This is a genomic window from Klebsiella sp. R390 (assembly GCF_051131745.1).
Lineage (GTDB): Bacteria > Pseudomonadota > Gammaproteobacteria > Enterobacterales > Enterobacteriaceae > Klebsiella.
Window position 1 is genome coordinate 2799188 of sequence record NZ_CP180445.1, and the last position, 16960, is coordinate 2816147.

A 16960-nucleotide genomic window follows, 5' to 3' on the forward strand; every position below is an offset into this window, starting at 1 on the left:
ACGCTCCGGTGGTTCCGCGCTGTCCGTGGCCAAACTGGCTGCAACAATGTATGCCTACCGAGATAGGCCCTAAGAGGACGTTTTAATGAAAATCAGTGATGGAAACTGGCTTATTCAACCGGGACTCAATCTGATCCAACCCGTACAGGTCTACGAGGTGGAACAGCAGGGCAATGAGATGGTGGTCTATGCTGCTCCGCGTGATGTCCGTGAACGCACCTGGCAGCTGGATACCCCGCTGTTTACCCTGCGCTTTTTCTCTCCGCAGGCGGGCATCATCGGCGTACGGATGGAGCATTTCCAGGGGGCGCTGGATAACGGCCCACACTATCCGCTGAATGTCCTCCCCGATGTCGACGTTGAGATCCAAAACACCGAAGCGTTCGCCGAGCTGAAAAGCGGCAACCTGAGCGTACGGGTGACGAAAGGGGAGTTCTGGGCGCTGGATTTCTTGCGCAACGGCGTGCGTATTACCGGCAGCCAGCTGAAAAACAACGGCTACGTGCAGGATACGAACACCAACCGTCATTACCTGTTTGAACGCCTCGATCTTGGCGTCGGTGAAACCGTTTACGGGCTCGGTGAGCGCTTTACCGCCCTGGTTCGCAACGGACAGACGGTGGAAACCTGGAACGAAGATGGCGGCACCAGTACCGAGCAATCCTACAAAAATATCCCGTTTTATCTGACCAACCGGGGCTACGGCGTGCTGGTCAACCATCCGCAGCGCGTCTCCTTTGAGGTCGGGTCGGAGAAGGTCTCTAAGGTGCAGTTCAGCGTCGAAGGCGAGTATCTCGAGTATTTCGTTATCGATGGCCCGACGCCGAAAGCGGTGCTCGACCGCTACACCCGCTTTACCGGGCGCCCGGCGCTGCCGCCGGCCTGGTCCTTTGGCCTGTGGCTGACCACCTCGTTCACCACCAACTATGACGAAGCGACGGTGAACAGTTTTATCGACGGAATGGCGGAGCGAAACCTGCCGCTGCACGTGTTCCACTTCGACTGCTTCTGGATGAAAGCCTTCCAGTGGTGCGATTTCGAGTGGGATCCAGTGACTTTCCCGGACCCGGAAGGGATGATCAAACGGTTGAAAGACAAAGGACTGAAGGTCTGCGTATGGATTAACCCCTACATCGGCCAGCGCTCGCCGGTGTTTAAAGAGCTGAAAGAGAAGGGCTATCTGCTCAAGCGCCCGGACGGATCGCTCTGGCAGTGGGATAAGTGGCAGCCGGGTCTGGCGATCTATGATTTCACTAACCCGGAAGCCTGCCAGTGGTACGCCGATAAGCTGAAAGGCCTGATAGACATCGGCGTTGACTGCTTCAAAACCGACTTTGGCGAGCGTATCCCGACCGATGTGCAGTGGTTTGACGGTTCCGATCCGCAGAAAATGCATAACCATTACGCCTTTATCTACAACGAACTGGTGTGGAACGTGCTGAAAGACAACCTTGGTGAGCAAGAAGCGGTGCTGTTCGCCCGTTCCGCTTCGGTGGGTGCGCAACAGTTCCCGGTGCACTGGGGCGGCGACTGCTACGCTAACTACGAATCGATGGCAGAGAGCCTGCGCGGCGGGTTGTCGATCGGTATGTCCGGCTTTGGCTTCTGGAGCCACGATATCGGGGGCTTCGAAAACACCGCGCCGGCCCATGTCTACAAGCGCTGGTGCGCGTTCGGTCTGCTCTCCAGCCACAGCCGGCTGCATGGCAGCAAATCCTATCGGGTGCCATGGGCTTATGATGATGAATCCTGCGATGTGGTGCGCCACTTCACGCAGCTGAAATGCCGCATGATGCCGTACCTCTATCGCCAGGCAGCACTGGCCAGCGAGTGCGGGACGCCGATGCTGCGGTCGATGATGCTCGAGTTCCCGGACGACCCGGCCTGTGACTATCTGGATCGTCAATACATGCTGGGGGATTCGGTGCTGGTGGCTCCGGTGTTTAGCGAAGCGGGCGAGGTGCAGTTCTACCTGCCGGAAGGCCGCTGGACGCACCTGTGGCACAACGATGAAGTGTCGGGTAGCCGCTGGCTTAAACAGACCCATGATGTGCTGAGCCTGCCGGTGTACGTGCGCGAGAATACCCTGCTGGCGCTGGGCAATAACGACCAGAAACCGGATTACGCCTGGAACGAAGGCACTGCCTTCCAGCTGTTCCATCTGGCGGACGGGCATGAGGCGGTATGCCAGCTCCCGGCGGCGGACGGCACGGTGGTCTTCACCCTGCGGGCGAAACGTCAGGGCAACACGATCGCCGTCAGCGGCGACGGTACGGTCAGCGACTGGACGCTGTGCCTGCGTAATATTGCGCAGATTGCCGGCGTGCAGGGTGGTACGCAGACCGGCAGTGAGCTGGGCGTGGTGGTGACCGCGCAGGGCAACGCGTTGACCATTATGTTGTGAGTTAATTCATCAACGTCTGAGACCCTCTTCGTCGCCGGAGAGGGTTTTTTTATTCCATTTTATCTAAGAAAGTAACGTTTGTTTCATTCCGGTGATTGATCCCACAGACAGTACCGTCGTTCGGTGATAGCGTACTTTGCCGCTGAGAGGAGCCAGGAATGGATTTAGAAAATATCTTTCGTGACGTGAAGCTGAATAAAACAGAAATGACCGTTCTGCGCTTTATTCAGAACGATCCTGAACAGTGCGTGCGAGAGGGGATCCGCGCGGTTGCTGAGCGTTGCTACAGCAATCCTTCGTCGCTGGTGCGTCTGGCAAAGAAGCTGAAGTTCAGCGGCTGGCTGGAGCTGGTCTATTTCATTAAATTCAACATCACGATGCCTAAGCTCGATGTCACCAATGATATCGACTATATGAGCATTCTCCCGGCGGAGCAGGTCACCCCGCTGCTGGAAAGCCTTCAGCAGCATCGCATCCTGATCCACGGCAGCGGCTTTTCGCAGCTGATTGCCCAATATATTTATAATAAGTTCCTGGTAACCGGCGTAAATGCCAGCCTCGCCCTGTGGCCGGATTATGAAATTCTCGAGCAAAAGAACGCCGCCAAATTTGACTCTATCTGGATAATTTCTAAATCAGGACGCAGTAGTTCGGCGCTAAATTGGGTGAAGGCGCTGGAGGGCAAGGAGATTAACCTGGTCTGCTTTACCGGCGATTATCAAAGCCCGCTGGCCCAGGCGGCGGATACCGCGTTCATTATCCACGACCCGCAGAAATTTGATGATGATATTTACTGGAGCAACCCGTTTTTTGGCTACTGCATATTAGGTTTTGAGCGCTTTCTGAAGATGTGGTTTATCCAGATGGGGATCCCCGGAGGCGGCGCTTAATGCGCCTGTCCGGGCTACAAGGTCACAACATCGCGCTGAGCCGGTAGCCCGGTCAGCGCAGCGCCACCGGGAGGGGGCGTTATTGCCAGTCGGCAAACAGTTTATCGTCGAGGTAGGCGTTAGCCAGCTTCTGCGCCAGCGACCAGGAACCGACCAGCGGATGGGCCATCAATGCCCGGATCGCCAGCGATTTGTCCCGCTGTAGAATGGCCGCCACCGCCAGACGTTCATACTCTTTGACGCAGGCGATCATGTTCTTCTGCGCCGTTGGCACCTGTGCCGGGGTGACCGGCTTCAGACCTTCTCTGCTCAGATCGCAGCTGATCTCAATGACGTCATCAGGGCGTAAAAAATCGAGGGTGGTGTTATTGGATATCGAGACGACAATCCGTTTGGTGGTGGTGCTGTTGACCGCCTCGAGAATATCCAGCGCCACGCCCGCGTAGCCGCCGGTATCCGGCTCTTCGATAAACTGCTGCAGGGTGAGCGGTTCACGGGTATGGAACTTCTCCTGCTGCGACTCATTTTGCATATAGCTATTTTCCCGGCGCAGGTAGTGCTTCATCCAGATATTAAACGCCGCTTCCGGGTTGGTATGGACATCCACGGTGTGCAGCTCATCGCGCATATCGCGGTTGATGCGGGCGATCTGTTCGCCGCGGGTTTCCGGCGCGTCCTGAATCGCCTTTAACGCCACTTCGCGGTAGTAGTAGTAATAGAGATATTCGTTCAGTAGCTGGTTATCACACAGCTTCACCAGCTCCGGCGAGAAATACTGCATCGCCGTTTTATGGTACAGCTCCGGGCTGGCGATCAGCCGTTCGGTTACGTCCTCCCCACGCACCGTGAAGTGGGTAAACCATGAGAAATGGTTCAGGCCATAGCACTCGACGCTAAGGTCACGCTCGTCGCAGCCCAGAATCTCAGGCAGCTCGCGGATCAGCTCCGATGGCGCATCGCAGATACCGTACACGCGGCGCTTAAAGCCCGACTTGATAATCGCTTCGGTCACCAGCCCTGACGGATTGGTGAAGTTAAACAGAATCGCATCGTCGGCGGCGTGCTCTTCAATCAGGCGACAGTAGTCCAGAATCGCCGGTATCGAACGCATCGCCATGGCAAAACCACCGGCACCGGTAGTCTCCTGGCCCAACGTATTATGCTCCAGCGCAATACGCTCGTCGCGAATACGGCTCTCATCGCCGCCCACTCTTAGGGTGGTAATGACGTAGTTAGTTGCGGTCAGTGCCGCGACCGGATCGCGGGTAATGCTAAAATGAATATCCGGGCGGATAGCCTGAAAGACATAGCGGGCGATCTCACCAAAAATGGCCAGGTTATCAGCGGAGCTGTCGAGAAATACCACTTCCGTTAAACCAATGCGGTGCGCGTTATAAGCCAGTGACTTTGCCAGGAACGCAGAGCGAACGCCGCCCCCGCCTAATACGGTTAATTTCATACATAACTCCTGATTAATTTTCTGCAAGCCAGCTATCAACCCGGGAACGGACTTGTCCCACTTTGACGCCATAAATAACCTGTACTTCATTTCTGTTGCGCACGACGCCGTTAGCACCGGTGCTTTTTAATATGACATCGTCAACCAGATCCATATTCCGTATTGCAACCCGCAGGCGGGTAAAACAATTGTCCACGGAAATAATATTATCTTTACCGCCTAAGCCATTAATAATCTCATCTGTCACCGCCGATTTATCATTCATCTTCTGGCGATAATCGGCTTTGCTATATAGCTTCACGTTTTCATCATCTTCGCGGCCTGGTGTTTTCAGATTCAGCTTAACCACCAGAGTACGGAAAATAACGTAGTAGACGCCAAACTGGCCGATACCGATAAGAACATAGCCAGGCCAGCGTGTTAATGACACGGGCAGTGGCAGGTTATAAATCAGGAATTCGATCAACCCTGATGCGCCCCACGGACGAACGGTAAAGATGTCGCAAATTGCCTGGGATGCGGCGGTGAGCGTGGCGTGAATAACCCACAGCAGCGGTGAAACAAACAGGAAGGTGAACTCAATGGGTTCGGTAATACCGGTCAGCATTGAGGTGATGATGGCGGGCAGCAGAATCGCTTTGGCCAGCATTTTCTTCTCGGGTTTTGCGGTGTGGTAGAACGCCAGTGAGGCTCCGGCAAGGCCGAAGATGGTGGTCATCCCTTGCTGCGAGAAGCGTAGGGCGTCGTTCATCACCGGGGTCAGATCCGGATGGCGCATATAGGCGAGGAAAATGGCCTGGGTGCCGGAAACGACCTGGCCGTCAACGTTCAGCGTGCCGCCGATTTGCGTTAACTGGAACGGCGACCACACGAAATGGTGCAGGCCGGTCGGGATGAGGAATTTTTCAAAGAAACCGTAGACGAAGACGCCCGCAACGCCGGCATTTTTCATAAACCCGGTTAATGCCGCAATGCCGTGCGTCATAAACGGCCAGATCCAGGTGAAGGCGATAGCATAGAAGATGATCACCGGCGTCATGGCTACCAGCGTCAGCTTGGCGCCGCCGTACATCGACAGCGCGCCGGGCAGTTCTATCGTTGAGACTTTATTATGGACCCAGGCGATAGTGCAGCCGAGAATAATGCCGAGGAAAACCCCCATATCGACCACCACAAACCCTAAAAGCTGTGTCTGGCCGGTGCCGTAATATTCGCCGTTAATTTTTTCGGCAATGCCGTGAGTATGCTCCAGCCACGAATGGTTGGCGCCCAGGAACATGATAAAGCACATTACCGAAACCAGTGCCACTTCAGTTTTTTTATCTTTTGCCAGACCGTAGCTAATACCGACGCAAAACAGTAATCCGAGATTGCCGAATAATGGCCAGAAGGTATCGCCGAGTAACTGACCAAGCTGATGTAAGAAACTGGTTTCAGAAATTAATGTGGGGTTCGTTAAGACAGAGCTGAGTGCCAGAATTAAACCGATAACTGGCAAGAACAATACTGCACCGATCATTGCTCTGGAGAATTTTTGCATATTCTCCAGAGCATGTTGACGTATTACAGACATAGTTGTTCCTTTTATTTTTGTAGATACAGGGACTTTAATTATTTTTTTTTACTTCCAGTATTTTTGTTATAGCAATTCCGCTATTTGAAAGGAACAGGTTGCGGGAAATAGGTACAAACAGCCGCAATATGGCAACAGGTTTCAGTGACGGGACGGCATGAGAGGCCTTCTCCCGGTGGGGAGAAGGCTGAAAGAAAGAACGATTTAAGGGGCGACAGGGGCTGGCGCGGCCTGGGCGGTCGTGACCTCGCCGTTGCGCATGGTCTGCGCAACCGGCTGTTTATCCATATTTACTGCACTGAGCTGGCCGTTTACCGTCGGTTTCAGCGGCGCCTCTGCCAGCACGCTGCCGCCAGCGGTCAGCTGGAAGTTACCATCGCCGGTAATCGGCAAGGCCGGCCAGCCCCACTGTTGCAGAATATTCAGCGGCACGCCGCGGCCGTTGAGGCTCAGGGTGACCTGGCGCTGGGGAAGCTGCGATACCGCGGCGGTAGCCTGCAGAATGCCGCGCTCGGTAAAGGCGCTCAGCTCATTAATATTGACCGTGGAGGCGTTGGCGCTCAGTTTTAACGAGGGGCGACGGACATCCACGCGGTTAAAGGTCGCGGCAGCGGCATTCAGCGTGGCGTTACCGTTCCAGACGCCCCAGCGACGATCTTTCACCAGCTGCAATTCGCCACCGTAACCGTCAAGGGCGGTGATCTGCCACGGGAACGTAGGATCGATGTCGATCACCAGGTTACGGCTGGCGCTGAATTTTTTCAGCGTCAGGCTTTGCAGCCAGGCTGGCAGCGGCTCCATCCACAGCTGTTTCCAGTTCTCAGGAAGGGTGTACTCCAGCCCGGCAAAGGCAGCGTCATCCAGCACCAACGCGTTACCGGCGCGTAACCAGTTACCGGAAGTGCGCACCATTCCTCCTTCCCAGCGCGACGTAAACTGGCGCAGGGCAATCCCCTGAGGGGAGAATTCGGCATTAGCGATCGGGTCGAGCAGATGCAGCGAGCCGTTAATGAACTCGCTGGCGTTCATCGACAGGGTTCCCTCTTCGCTCTGCCAGTCGCCGTGGCTCAGGGTCAGGTTCCGCAGGTTAAGGTCGAGGTCCGTCACCGCCCAGTCCGGCCCCTGCAGGCGCGCATCGGTCATATCGAGGCGGCCAATTTGCAGCGAAGGAATGCTGGTCAGCGGGGTGAAGAAGTCCGCCAGTGATTTATCGCTCTGCAGGCGAATTTCGTTGAGCTGTAGATTATCCACCAACCAGCTGCCGTCGGCGTTGCGTCTGGCGTTACCGGTCAGCGTCCCGCGCGCGACATCGGCGCCGAGGGTGGAGAGCGTGACCTCGCCGTTATCGAGGCTGCCCTGAATCAACACGTTGCTGGCATCAACGCCGTTGAGGGTCAACGAACCGGCGCTCATCTGAATCTGCGCCTTTTTACCCAGCACATTGCCTGCTTCCGGCGCCCAGGGGCTGACGCCGCCGGTGACGCGCTGGGCGCTCAGGTCCCAGCCGGTTTCCGGGCTGTTAAACGCCATATTGCGCAACTGCAGGCGGTCGGCGGCAAAAGGCAAGGAGGCAGAAGAGGGGGAAAGGTTTAATGTCCCGTCGCTCAGCACAATCTCGTCGGCGTGCAGCGGGTCGCTGAACTGGCGGGTACTGAAGCCAATATCGACCGTTTTGGCGACCAGCGTAGGCGGCTTGCCGTCGCGCCCGAACGTCACATTTTTCAGCTGCAGATGCAGCGGTGAAGAGAAGTCGTGATCCATCTCGTCAAAGGAGACCTGCCAGCCGGTGCCGTCACTCAGCCAGGCGCTGGCCTGACGCGCCCCCCAATGGGTCTGCAGCAGGAACCAGGCGGCGACGATCGCGACCAGCAGGGCGGTCAGCAGCCAGAGCAGTAACTTTCCAGGCAATTTCATGGTCTTACATCCTGAGCGAGGTACATAAGGCTGTTATGCCCGAATTATGCGCAATCCTCAAGACAGGAATTGTGTAATCAGATGATGTGAGGTTATCGCAGGGGTCATACGCAGGTTGCCCCGGCCGCCGAATGCGACCGGGGAAATTAAGGCAGGATCAGTTTTTCTCTGGTGGGAAGACCAGGTTCAGGACAATCGCCGTAATACCGCCGGCAGCAATCCCGGAGGAGAGCAGGTTCTTCAACCAGTCAGGGGCGAACTGCAAAATCAGCGGCTGCTGGGACACGCCGAGACCGACGGCCAGCGACAGGGCGATAATCAGGATCGCGCGACGGTTCAGCGGCTCGCGGGAGACGATACGCACGCCGGACGCGGCGATGGTACCGAACATAACCAGCGTGGCGCCGCCCAGTACCGGCTCAGGAATGTGCTGCACAAAGCCGCTGACCGCCGGGAACAGGCCAAGCACGATCAGCATCAGCGCCACCACAAAACCGACATAGCGGCTGGCTACACCGGTCAGCTGGATCACGCCGTTATTCTGGCCAAAACAGGAGTTCGGGAAGGTGTTGAAGACGGCAGAAACAAAGGAGTTCAGACCGTTCGCCAGCACGCCACCTTTCAGGCGTTTCATATACAGCGGGCCGGAAACCGGCTGCTCGGAAACGTCGGAGGTCGCGGTGATGTCGCCGATGGTTTCCAGCGAGGTGATCATAAACACCAGCATCAGCGGCAGCAGCAGGCTCCAGTCAATGCCGAGGCCGTAGTAGAGCGGCGTTGGAACCATGATCAGGCTGTCGTTGGCCGGAGCGGCATTGGTCGGCAGCATATCGAGCAGCCAGGCTGCCAGATAGCCCGCCGCCATGGCGATCACCAGCGATGCGATGCGCAGGTACGGGTTGCGCTGACGGTTAAGAATAATAATCAGTGCCAGCACGATGCCCGCCAGCAGCAGGTTTTTCGGCGCGCCAAAAGTATGGTCCGCCATGGCCGCGTAGCCGCCGCCAATTGAGGTCAGGCCGACCTGAATCAGCGACAGGCCGATAATCATCACCACTACGCCAGAGACCAGCGGGGTGATCACTCGCCGGGCCAGGTGCAGCACGCGGGAAATGACCATTTCCGTGCAGCTTGCCAGCATCAGGGTGCCGAACAGCGCTGCCATCATCGTTGGCACGTCGGCGCCGCCGGTTTTTAGCGCGGTTCCGCCCATAATCAGCGGGGCGACGAAGTTAAAACTGGTGCCCTGGATGGAGAGCAGGCCGGAGCCGACCGGGCCCCAGGCTTTAATCTGGATGATAGATGCCACGCCGGAAGCGAACAGCGACATGCTGATGATGTGCTGGGTATCCTGAGCCGGAAGGCCCAGCGCCTGGCAGATGAGTAACGCCGGTGTGATGACCGCGACAAACATTGCCAGCAGGTGCTGAAAGGCGGCAAACAGGGTTTGTGGTAAAGGCGGGCGGTCTTCGAGACGGTAGATTAATTCGCTGGTTGTTTTCGACGCAACCGGTTGCGCAACTTCTGACTCGGCGGTATTAACGGACATCACAAGCATTCCCAAAGTATCAAAGCGGGAATTTTATCGGACTGTAGTACAAAAGCAAACGTTTGCCACTCTTTGGCGGGAAATTTTTATACAAAAAACCAGTCCGGAAATTTTATTAACATTTTGTATGCTTGATCGCATCAATATCAAAACAAACTATCTTTTCCTGTTATTTGCTACGTGCTTCTGCTTAAAATCTGGCTCCGATTTCTCAAGACGAGAATCTATCGACACCGGGAATACCGTCGCGTGTGAATGAATCATGCGCAAATAAGGAGCTCTTTTTTATGTTTCACCTCGATACCTTATCGACGCTCGTTGCCGCAACCTTAGTGCTGCTTCTGGGCAGACAGCTTGTCCAGAAAGTCCCCTTCCTGAAAAAATACACTATCCCTGAACCTGTTGCTGGCGGCCTGCTGGTAGCGCTGGCGCTACTGGTGCTGAAAAAAAGCATGGGTTGGGAAATCGATTTTGATATGAGCCTGAAAGACCCGCTGATGCTGGCGTTTTTTGCGACGATCGGGCTTAACGCGAACCTGGCCAGCCTGCGGGCAGGTGGTAAAGTTCTGGGGACGTTTCTGATTGTGGTGGTGGGTCTGCTGCTGCTGCAAAACGCCCTCGGCATTGGTATGGCGAAGCTGCTTGGCCTGGACCCGCTGATGGGCCTGCTGGCCGGTTCGATCACCCTCTCCGGCGGCCACGGTACCGGGGCGGCGTGGAGTAAGCTGTTTGTAGAACGTTACGGTTTTGCCAACGCCACCGAAGTGGCAATGGCCTGCGCCACCTTCGGTCTGGTGCTGGGCGGCCTGATTGGCGGCCCGGTCGCACGTTATCTGGTTAAACACTCCTCTTCTCCGGACGGAACGCCGGACGATCAGCTGGCGCCTACCGCGTTTGAAAAGCCTGAGATGGGCCGAATGATCACCTCGCTGGTGCTGATCGAAAGTATTGCCTTAATCGCAATCTGTCTGACGCTCGGGAAGGTGGTTGCGCAACTGCTGATGGGAACCGTGCTGGAATTACCGACCTTTGTCTGCGTGTTGTTCATCGGCGTGATCCTCAGCAATGGTCTGGCGCTGGCGGGCTTCTATCGCGTGTTTGATCGGGCGGTATCGATACTGGGTAACGTCAGCCTGTCGCTGTTCCTTGCCATGGCGCTGATGAGCCTGAAGCTGTGGGAGCTGGCTTCGCTGGCGCTGCCAATGCTTGCGATCCTCGCGGTGCAGGCGGTGGCGATGGCGCTGTATTCGATTTTCGTCACCTACCGCATGATGGGCAAAAACTATGATGCCGCGGTGCTGGCTGCCGGTCACTGTGGCTTTGGTCTGGGCGCAACGCCGACGGCGATTGCCAATATGCAGGCGATTACTGACCGCTTTGGCCCGTCGCATATGGCGTTTCTGGTGGTGCCGATGGTGGGGGCGTTCTTTATCGATATTGTGAACGCGCTGGTGATTAAGCTGTATCTGCTGTTGCCGATCTTTGGCTGAATCCCCGTCGTCTTTCAGGCCTCCCCGGAGGCGGTGTTGCGCACCTGTCCGGGTACTCCAACGGTTTGTGCTGGCTTGTAGCCCGGTCAGCGTAGCGCCACCGGGACTGCATTGACTGGCAGGATTTCCCGGAGGCGGTGCTACGCACCTGTCCGGGCTACTCCAACGGTCTGTGCTGGCCAGTAGCCCGGTCAGCGCAGCGCCACCGGGGACTGCATTGTTCGGCAGGATTTCCCGGAGGCGGTGTTGCGCACCTGTCCGGGCTACTCCAACGGTCTGTGCTGGCCAGTAGCCCGGTCAGCGCAGCGCCACCGGGACTGCATTGTTCGGCAGGATTTCCCGGAGGCGGTGTTGCGCACCTGTCCGGGCTACTCCAACGGTTTGTGCTGGCTTGTAGCCCGGTCAGCGCAGCGCCACCGGGGACTGAGAGAACTTACTCTTCGTGCTCTTCCCACGCCAGGGCGCGTTTCACCGCTTTTTTCCAACCGCTGTAGCGGTAGTTACGCTCGGTGGTTTCGATCCCCGGACGGAACTCGCGTTCAATAACGGCTTTCTCCTGCAGCTCATCCAGATTTTGCCAGAAGCCGACGGCCAGGCCTGCCAGGTAAGCGGCGCCCAACGCGGTGACTTCACGGACTTCCGGGCGCTCTACGCGGGTGCCCAGAATGTCTGACTGGAACTGCATCAGGAAATTGTTGGCGACCGCACCACCGTCGACACGCAGTGCATGCAGACGAATACCAGAGTCCGCCTGCATCGCTTCCAGCACGTCACGTGTCTGATAGGCAATAGATTCCAGGGTGGCACGGATAATGTGGTTGGCATTCACTCCGCGGGTCAGGCCGAAGATCGCGCCGCGTGCATACGGGTCCCAGTATGGTGCGCCGAGGCCGGTAAACGCCGGGACGACATACACCCCGTTGGTATCCTTCACCTTGGTGGCGAAATATTCGGAATCGAACGCGTCGTTAATCAGCTTCATTTCGTCGCGCAGCCACTGAATAGAGGCGCCGGCCATAAACACCGCACCTTCCAGCGCATAGTTCACTTCACCACGCGGACCGCAGGCGATGGTGGTCAGCAGACCGTGGGTCGACGCCACCGCCTTTTCACCGGTATTCATCAGCATAAAGCAGCCGGTACCGTAGGTGTTCTTCGCCATCCCCTCTTTAACGCACAGCTGGCCGAACAGCGCCGCCTGCTGGTCGCCCGCGATGCCGGCGATAGGAATACGCGTACCGCCTTTACCACCGATGTTGGTCTGACCGTACACTTCGGAAGACTTGCGCACTTCCGGCAGCATGGCGCGCGGAATATCCAGCGCGTCGAGCATCTTATCGTCCCAGTCCAGATCGTTAATATTGAACAGCATGGTACGCGAGGCGTTGGTGTAGTCGGTCACGTGGACACGGCCCTGGGTCATTTTCCATACCAGCCAGGTATCCACGGTGCCAAACAGCAGCTCGCCGCGTTTTGCGCGCTCACGTGAACCTTCAACGTGGTCCAGAATCCATTTTACTTTGGTCCCGGAGAAGTACGGGTCAACCACCAGTCCGGTGGCCTTACGGATGTATTCTTCCATCCCGTCACGCTTCAGTTGCTCACAGATTTCGGCGGTACGACGGCACTGCCAGACGATCGCGTTATAAATCGGCTTGCCCGTCTCACGCTCCCACACAATAGCGGTTTCGCGCTGGTTGGTGATGCCGATAGCGGCAATCTCATCGGAGCTAATATCGGCTTTTGCCAGTACTTCAACCAGCGTGGAGCTTTGGGAAGCCCAGATTTCCATCGGGTCGTGCTCAACCCAGCCTGGTCGCGGATAAATTTGTTCAAATTCGCGCTGCGATACGCTGACGATATTGGCATCATGATCCATCACAACGGCCCGGGAGCTGGTGGTGCCCTGGTCGAGCGCAACGATATATTTTTTGTCGGTCATAGTATGTGTCCCGTAGTCAGATTACAGCGAAGCGTTGTGTTGCGTGGTCGAGGTGGTCTCTTTCTCTTCCTCGACGCAGGTGTCGCATGGCAGATGGCGGCCGATCAGCTTGCGGTAGCTGAACGCGCCCAGCGCGGCGCCCACCACCGGTGCACACAGCGGCACCAGGAAATAAGGGATATCTTTGCCGCCGGTAAAGGCGACGTCACCCCAGCCGGCGAGCCAGGCGAACGTTTTCGGTCCCAGGTCACGCGCCGGGTTCATGGCAAAACCGGTCAGCGGCCCCATCGATGCGCCGATGACGGCGATTAACAGACCAATCAACAGCGGCGCCAGCGGGCCACGCGGTATACCGTTGCCGTCGTCGGTCAGCGCCAGAATCACGCCCATCAGGATAGCGGTAATCACCATTTCTACCGCGAATGCCTGCACAAAATTGATATGTGGGTTCGGGTAAGTGGAGAAGATACCGGCCAGCTCAAGACTTTCGACGCTGCCACGCACCATATTGTGGCTGTGTTCGAAATCGAAGAAAAGATTGTAGTAAAGCCCGTAAACTAACGCTGCAGCGCAAAAGGCGCCGGCAAATTGAGAAAAGATAAAGGGTACAACTTTACGCCCGTCGAAGCAGGCAAAAAGCCACAGTGCGATCGTGACGGCAGGGTTGAGGTGTGCACCGGAAACACCCGCGGTCAGATAGATAGCCATGGCCACCCCCAGACCCCAGATGATGCTGATTTCCCACTGACCGAAGCTGGCACCTGCCACTTTTAATGCGGCAACGCATCCAACCCCGAAAAAGATCAACAACCCGGTACCTAGGAACTCTGCGATGCATTGGCCTTTTAATGTTGATGTTTGGCTCATATCGAATCCTGAAGCGAAGTGGTGATTATGGTATGTATGAAGGTCGCAAGCGACCACGCTGCCATGTAGGCATAGTGTTAATTTATCGTTAACGAACAAAAACGAGAAATATCGAAATATAAATGTGTGTACTGCGTCAAGAAAATGAGCGATTTCGCGCTATAAACGCGTGTTGTGACACATCAAAGACGCTTTGATGGCGGTTTTTGTTAACCCATTGATTAACAATTGCGGGAGAAGTTCCGGGGAAAAGCGCCGAATGCGCCAGGTAAAGACTGAAAAGTGTTGCAAACCGCGATCTACGCGGGTTGTCGCTGGACAGGGACGGCGGGGATTCATACAATCGACAGCATGATCACTGTAGCGCGCTTATTTTCGTTAAGGCGTCACCGCGTAGGTACACAACATCATTCGGGATGCGTCAAAACGGCCAGCGAATGAATCCTCAGCCGCTTACTGTAGTAAGCGACCGGGGCGAACCCGCTAACGCAGAAGCAGCTTGAAAGACGGCGTGTACGGGATAGTACTCTATCAACGCCTTGCAAGTTCAGGAGAGGTATGACGATGTCATTAGAAGTGTTTGAGAAATTAGAATCAAAAGTACAGCAGGCGATTGATACCATCACTCTGTTACAGATGGAAATCGAAGAGCTGAAAGAAAAAAACAACACGCTGGCGCAGGAAGTTCAGGGCGCACAGCACAGCCGTGAAGAGCTGGAACGTGAAAACGGTCAGCTGAGAGAACAACAGCAGGGCTGGCAGGATCGTCTGCAGGCACTGCTGGGTCGCATGGAAGAAGTGTAACCCTCTCGTCCTCACCCTCTCCTGTTCGGGGGAGGGTAAGCATTTCCCCGCGTTATATATACTCTCAAGTTATAGCCAATCTTTTTTTATTCTTTAATCATTGGTTCGCTTTCTGGCACGCTTATCCCATCACAACACGACATAAAGAGAGCGGTGCGATGAATAAGTGGGGCGTTGGGTTAACTCTGTTGCTGGCATCCGCCAGCGTTCTGGCAAAAGACATTCAGTTATTAAACGTATCTTATGATCCAACGCGCGAACTGTACGAACAGTACAACAAAGCGTTCAGCGCGCACTGGAAACAGGAGACGGGCGACAACGTGATTATTCGTCAGTCGCACGGCGGCTCAGGCAAGCAGGCGACGTCGGTCATCAACGGTATTGAAGCCGATGTGGTCACCCTGGCACTGGCCTATGACGTTGACGCGATCGCCGAACGCGGTCGTATCGATAAAAACTGGCTGAAACGCCTGCCGGATAACTCCGCACCTTATACCTCAACCATCGTGTTCCTTGTGCGCAAGGGTAACCCGAAACAGATCCATGACTGGAACGATTTGATCAAACCGGGCGTGTCGGTCATTACGCCAAACCCGAAAAGCTCCGGTGGCGCGCGCTGGAATTACCTGGCCGCATGGGGCTATGCCCTGCACCAGAATAACGGCGACCAGGCTAAGGCTCAGGACTTTGTGAAGGCCCTGTATAAGAATGTTGAAGTGCTGGATTCCGGCGCTCGTGGCTCGACAAACACCTTTGTTGAACGCGGTATCGGCGACGTGCTGATTGCGTGGGAAAACGAAGCGCTGCTGGCGGCGAATGAACTGGGCAAAGATAAGTTTGAGATAGTCACCCCGAGCGAATCGATTCTCGCAGAGCCGACCGTCTCAGTGGTGGACAAAGTGGTGGACAAAAAAGGCACTCGTCAGGTGGCCGAAGCCTACCTGAAGTACCTGTACTCACCGCAGGGCCAGGAGATCGCGGCGAAGAACTACTATCGCCCACGTGACCCGGAAGTGGCGAAGAAATATGCGAGTGAGTTCCCGAAACTGAAGCTGTTTACCATCGATGATGAGTTCGGCGGTTGGACCAAGGCACAGAAAACCCACTTCTCTAACGGCGGTACTTTCGACCAAATCAGTCAGCGTTAATCTCCCCCAACGCCCGGTTTCCTCACCGGGCGTTATCTTTTAGTCATCAAACTGCGCTACTCTTCCGGTTCTGGCTGAGACAGGAAAACATAATGCGAAGAGTGCGATACCTTTTATTAGTGCTGCTGGTAGTGGTTCTGGCGGCGATTGCGGGCGGTTACTACTGGCTCCATTCCGGCAATCCGGATGCGTTGCGCAAAATTGTTCTGCAACAATGTGTTCCCAATCAACAGCAGCACCAGAATCCCGCGCCCTGTGCGGAAGTGAACCTGAAGGGCGGCTATGTCCTGTTTAAAGACCGTAATGGCCCGCTCCAGTATCTGCTGATGCCGACTTACCGTATTAACGGCACCGAAAGCCCTCTTCTGCTTGACCCACTGACGCCGAACTTCTTCTGGCAGGCCTGGCAGGGGCGCGAAATCATGAGCCAGCGTCGTGGCTCTGCTGTTTCGGATGAAGCGGTCTCATTGACAATTAATTCGCGCAGCGGGCGTACGCAAAATCATTTCCATATCCATATTTCCTGCTTACGGCCCGATGTCCGCACGCAACTGGATAAAGAAGCCGCGGTCATTAGTAGCCGCTGGCTGCCGCTGCCCGGCGGATTAATGGGCCACGAATATCTGGCCCGTCGGGTCACCGAGACGGAGCTGGCGCAGCGCAGCCCTTTTCTGATGCTGGCGGAAGAGGTGCCGGAAGCGCGCGAACATATGGGGCGCTTTGCACTGGCGATGGCGAAGCAGAGCGACGGCTCGCTGGTGCTGTTGGCGACCGAGCGTAACCTGCTGACGCTCAATCGTGCCTCGGCGGAAGAGATTCAGGATCATAGCTGCGCAATCCTGCGATAACCCCACTATATCTGGCATTTACCTGTCTTACTGTCCGTCGTATCCTTGCTGAAAAAAACGACAGGAGACAGG

At 56.0% G+C, this 16960-nt stretch carries 12 protein-coding genes; 6 read left to right on the forward strand and 6 right to left on the reverse strand.

The window, feature by feature from the left end; translation table 11 throughout:
• Nucleotides 1-85: 85 nt before the first annotated feature.
• Together yicI and ACMYSP_RS13020 are read left to right on the forward strand one after the other, a co-directional pair.
• A complete protein-coding gene (gene yicI / locus ACMYSP_RS13015) occupies nt 86-2404 on the forward strand; it encodes an alpha-xylosidase (protein ID WP_434582494.1) in 2319 nt (772 codons plus the stop codon).
• Between the two features lie 158 nt (nt 2405-2562).
• Complete coding sequence (locus tag ACMYSP_RS13020) at nt 2563-3294, forward strand: MurR/RpiR family transcriptional regulator (protein ID WP_434582495.1); 732 nt, start codon at nt 2563-2565, stop codon at nt 3292-3294.
• A gap of 79 nt (nt 3295-3373) precedes the next feature.
• Here the strand turns inward: ACMYSP_RS13020 and ACMYSP_RS13025 are convergent, their stop codons facing one another.
• The 4 genes from ACMYSP_RS13025 to ACMYSP_RS13040 form a co-directional block, all read right to left on the reverse strand.
• Nucleotides 3374-4753, reverse strand: coding sequence for a glycoside hydrolase (locus ACMYSP_RS13025; RefSeq protein ID WP_434582497.1), 1380 nt, complete (start codon nt 4751-4753; stop codon nt 3374-3376).
• Between the two features lie 13 nt (nt 4754-4766).
• On the reverse strand, nt 4767-6326 hold the full coding sequence (locus ACMYSP_RS13030; RefSeq protein ID WP_434582498.1) for a PTS transporter subunit EIIC: 1560 nt from the start codon (nt 6324-6326) through the stop codon (nt 4767-4769).
• A gap of 204 nt (nt 6327-6530) precedes the next feature.
• On the reverse strand, nt 6531-8240 hold the full coding sequence (locus tag ACMYSP_RS13035; RefSeq protein ID WP_434582499.1) for an AsmA family protein: 1710 nt from the start codon (nt 8238-8240) through the stop codon (nt 6531-6533).
• A gap of 157 nt (nt 8241-8397) precedes the next feature.
• On the reverse strand, nt 8398-9789 hold the full coding sequence (locus ACMYSP_RS13040; protein WP_434582500.1) for a nucleobase:cation symporter-2 family protein: 1392 nt from the start codon (nt 9787-9789) through the stop codon (nt 8398-8400).
• Between the two features lie 287 nt (nt 9790-10076).
• Here ACMYSP_RS13040 and gltS point away from each other — a divergent pair, with 287 nt between their 5' ends.
• Entirely contained in the window at nt 10077-11279 is a 1203-nt protein-coding gene (gene gltS, locus ACMYSP_RS13045; protein ID WP_123757085.1) for a sodium/glutamate symporter, read from the forward strand.
• Between the two features lie 433 nt (nt 11280-11712).
• On the opposite strand, the gene glpK is transcribed toward gltS, so the two are convergent.
• Both glpK and ACMYSP_RS13055 read right to left on the reverse strand, forming a co-directional pair.
• Nucleotides 11713-13221, reverse strand: coding sequence for a glycerol kinase GlpK (glpK, locus tag ACMYSP_RS13050; RefSeq protein ID WP_434582501.1), 1509 nt, complete (start codon nt 13219-13221; stop codon nt 11713-11715).
• Between the two features lie 21 nt (nt 13222-13242).
• Complete coding sequence (locus ACMYSP_RS13055; RefSeq protein ID WP_434582502.1) at nt 13243-14088, reverse strand: MIP/aquaporin family protein; 846 nt, start codon at nt 14086-14088, stop codon at nt 13243-13245.
• Between the two features lie 558 nt (nt 14089-14646).
• Here ACMYSP_RS13055 and zapB point away from each other — a divergent pair.
• The 3 genes from zapB to ACMYSP_RS13070 all read left to right on the forward strand — a co-directional run bounded on the left by zapB (nt 14647) and on the right by ACMYSP_RS13070 (nt 16888).
• Nucleotides 14647-14892 (forward strand): septal ring assembly protein ZapB, encoded by a 246-nt coding sequence (gene zapB / locus ACMYSP_RS13060; protein WP_095102595.1) that lies wholly within the window; start codon nt 14647-14649, stop codon nt 14890-14892.
• A 158-nt stretch (nt 14893-15050) separates the two neighbouring features.
• Nucleotides 15051-16040 (forward strand): sulfate ABC transporter substrate-binding protein, encoded by a 990-nt coding sequence (locus ACMYSP_RS13065; protein ID WP_434582503.1) that lies wholly within the window; start codon nt 15051-15053, stop codon nt 16038-16040.
• 92 nt (nt 16041-16132) lie between these two features.
• Complete coding sequence (locus ACMYSP_RS13070) at nt 16133-16888, forward strand: CDP-diacylglycerol diphosphatase (protein ID WP_434582504.1); 756 nt, start codon at nt 16133-16135, stop codon at nt 16886-16888.
• Nucleotides 16889-16960: the final 72 nt, after the last annotated feature.

Excerpts from the sequence above, each read along its gene's own strand:
- ACMYSP_RS13035 (WP_434582499.1), bottom strand. The coding sequence starts at position 8,240 with ATGAAATTGCCTGGAAAGTTACTGCTCTGGCTGCTGACCGCCCTGCTG.
- ACMYSP_RS13065 (WP_434582503.1), top strand. The coding sequence starts at position 15,051 with ATGAATAAGTGGGGCGTTGGGTTAACTCTGTTGCTGGCATCCGCCAGC.
- glpK (WP_434582501.1), bottom strand. The coding sequence starts at position 13,221 with ATGACCGACAAAAAATATATCGTTGCGCTCGACCAGGGCACCACCAGC.
- zapB (WP_095102595.1), top strand. The coding sequence starts at position 14,647 with ATGACGATGTCATTAGAAGTGTTTGAGAAATTAGAATCAAAAGTACAG.
- ACMYSP_RS13030 (WP_434582498.1), bottom strand. The coding sequence starts at position 6,326 with ATGTCTGTAATACGTCAACATGCTCTGGAGAATATGCAAAAATTCTCC.
- ACMYSP_RS13070 (WP_434582504.1), top strand. The coding sequence starts at position 16,133 with ATGCGAAGAGTGCGATACCTTTTATTAGTGCTGCTGGTAGTGGTTCTG.
- ACMYSP_RS13040 (WP_434582500.1), bottom strand. The coding sequence starts at position 9,789 with ATGTCCGTTAATACCGCCGAGTCAGAAGTTGCGCAACCGGTTGCGTCG.
- ACMYSP_RS13020 (WP_434582495.1), top strand. The coding sequence starts at position 2,563 with ATGGATTTAGAAAATATCTTTCGTGACGTGAAGCTGAATAAAACAGAA.
- ACMYSP_RS13055 (WP_434582502.1), bottom strand. The coding sequence starts at position 14,088 with ATGAGCCAAACATCAACATTAAAAGGCCAATGCATCGCAGAGTTCCTA.
- yicI (WP_434582494.1), top strand. The coding sequence starts at position 86 with ATGAAAATCAGTGATGGAAACTGGCTTATTCAACCGGGACTCAATCTG.
- ACMYSP_RS13025 (WP_434582497.1), bottom strand. The coding sequence starts at position 4,753 with ATGAAATTAACCGTATTAGGCGGGGGCGGCGTTCGCTCTGCGTTCCTG.
- gltS (WP_123757085.1), top strand. The coding sequence starts at position 10,077 with ATGTTTCACCTCGATACCTTATCGACGCTCGTTGCCGCAACCTTAGTG.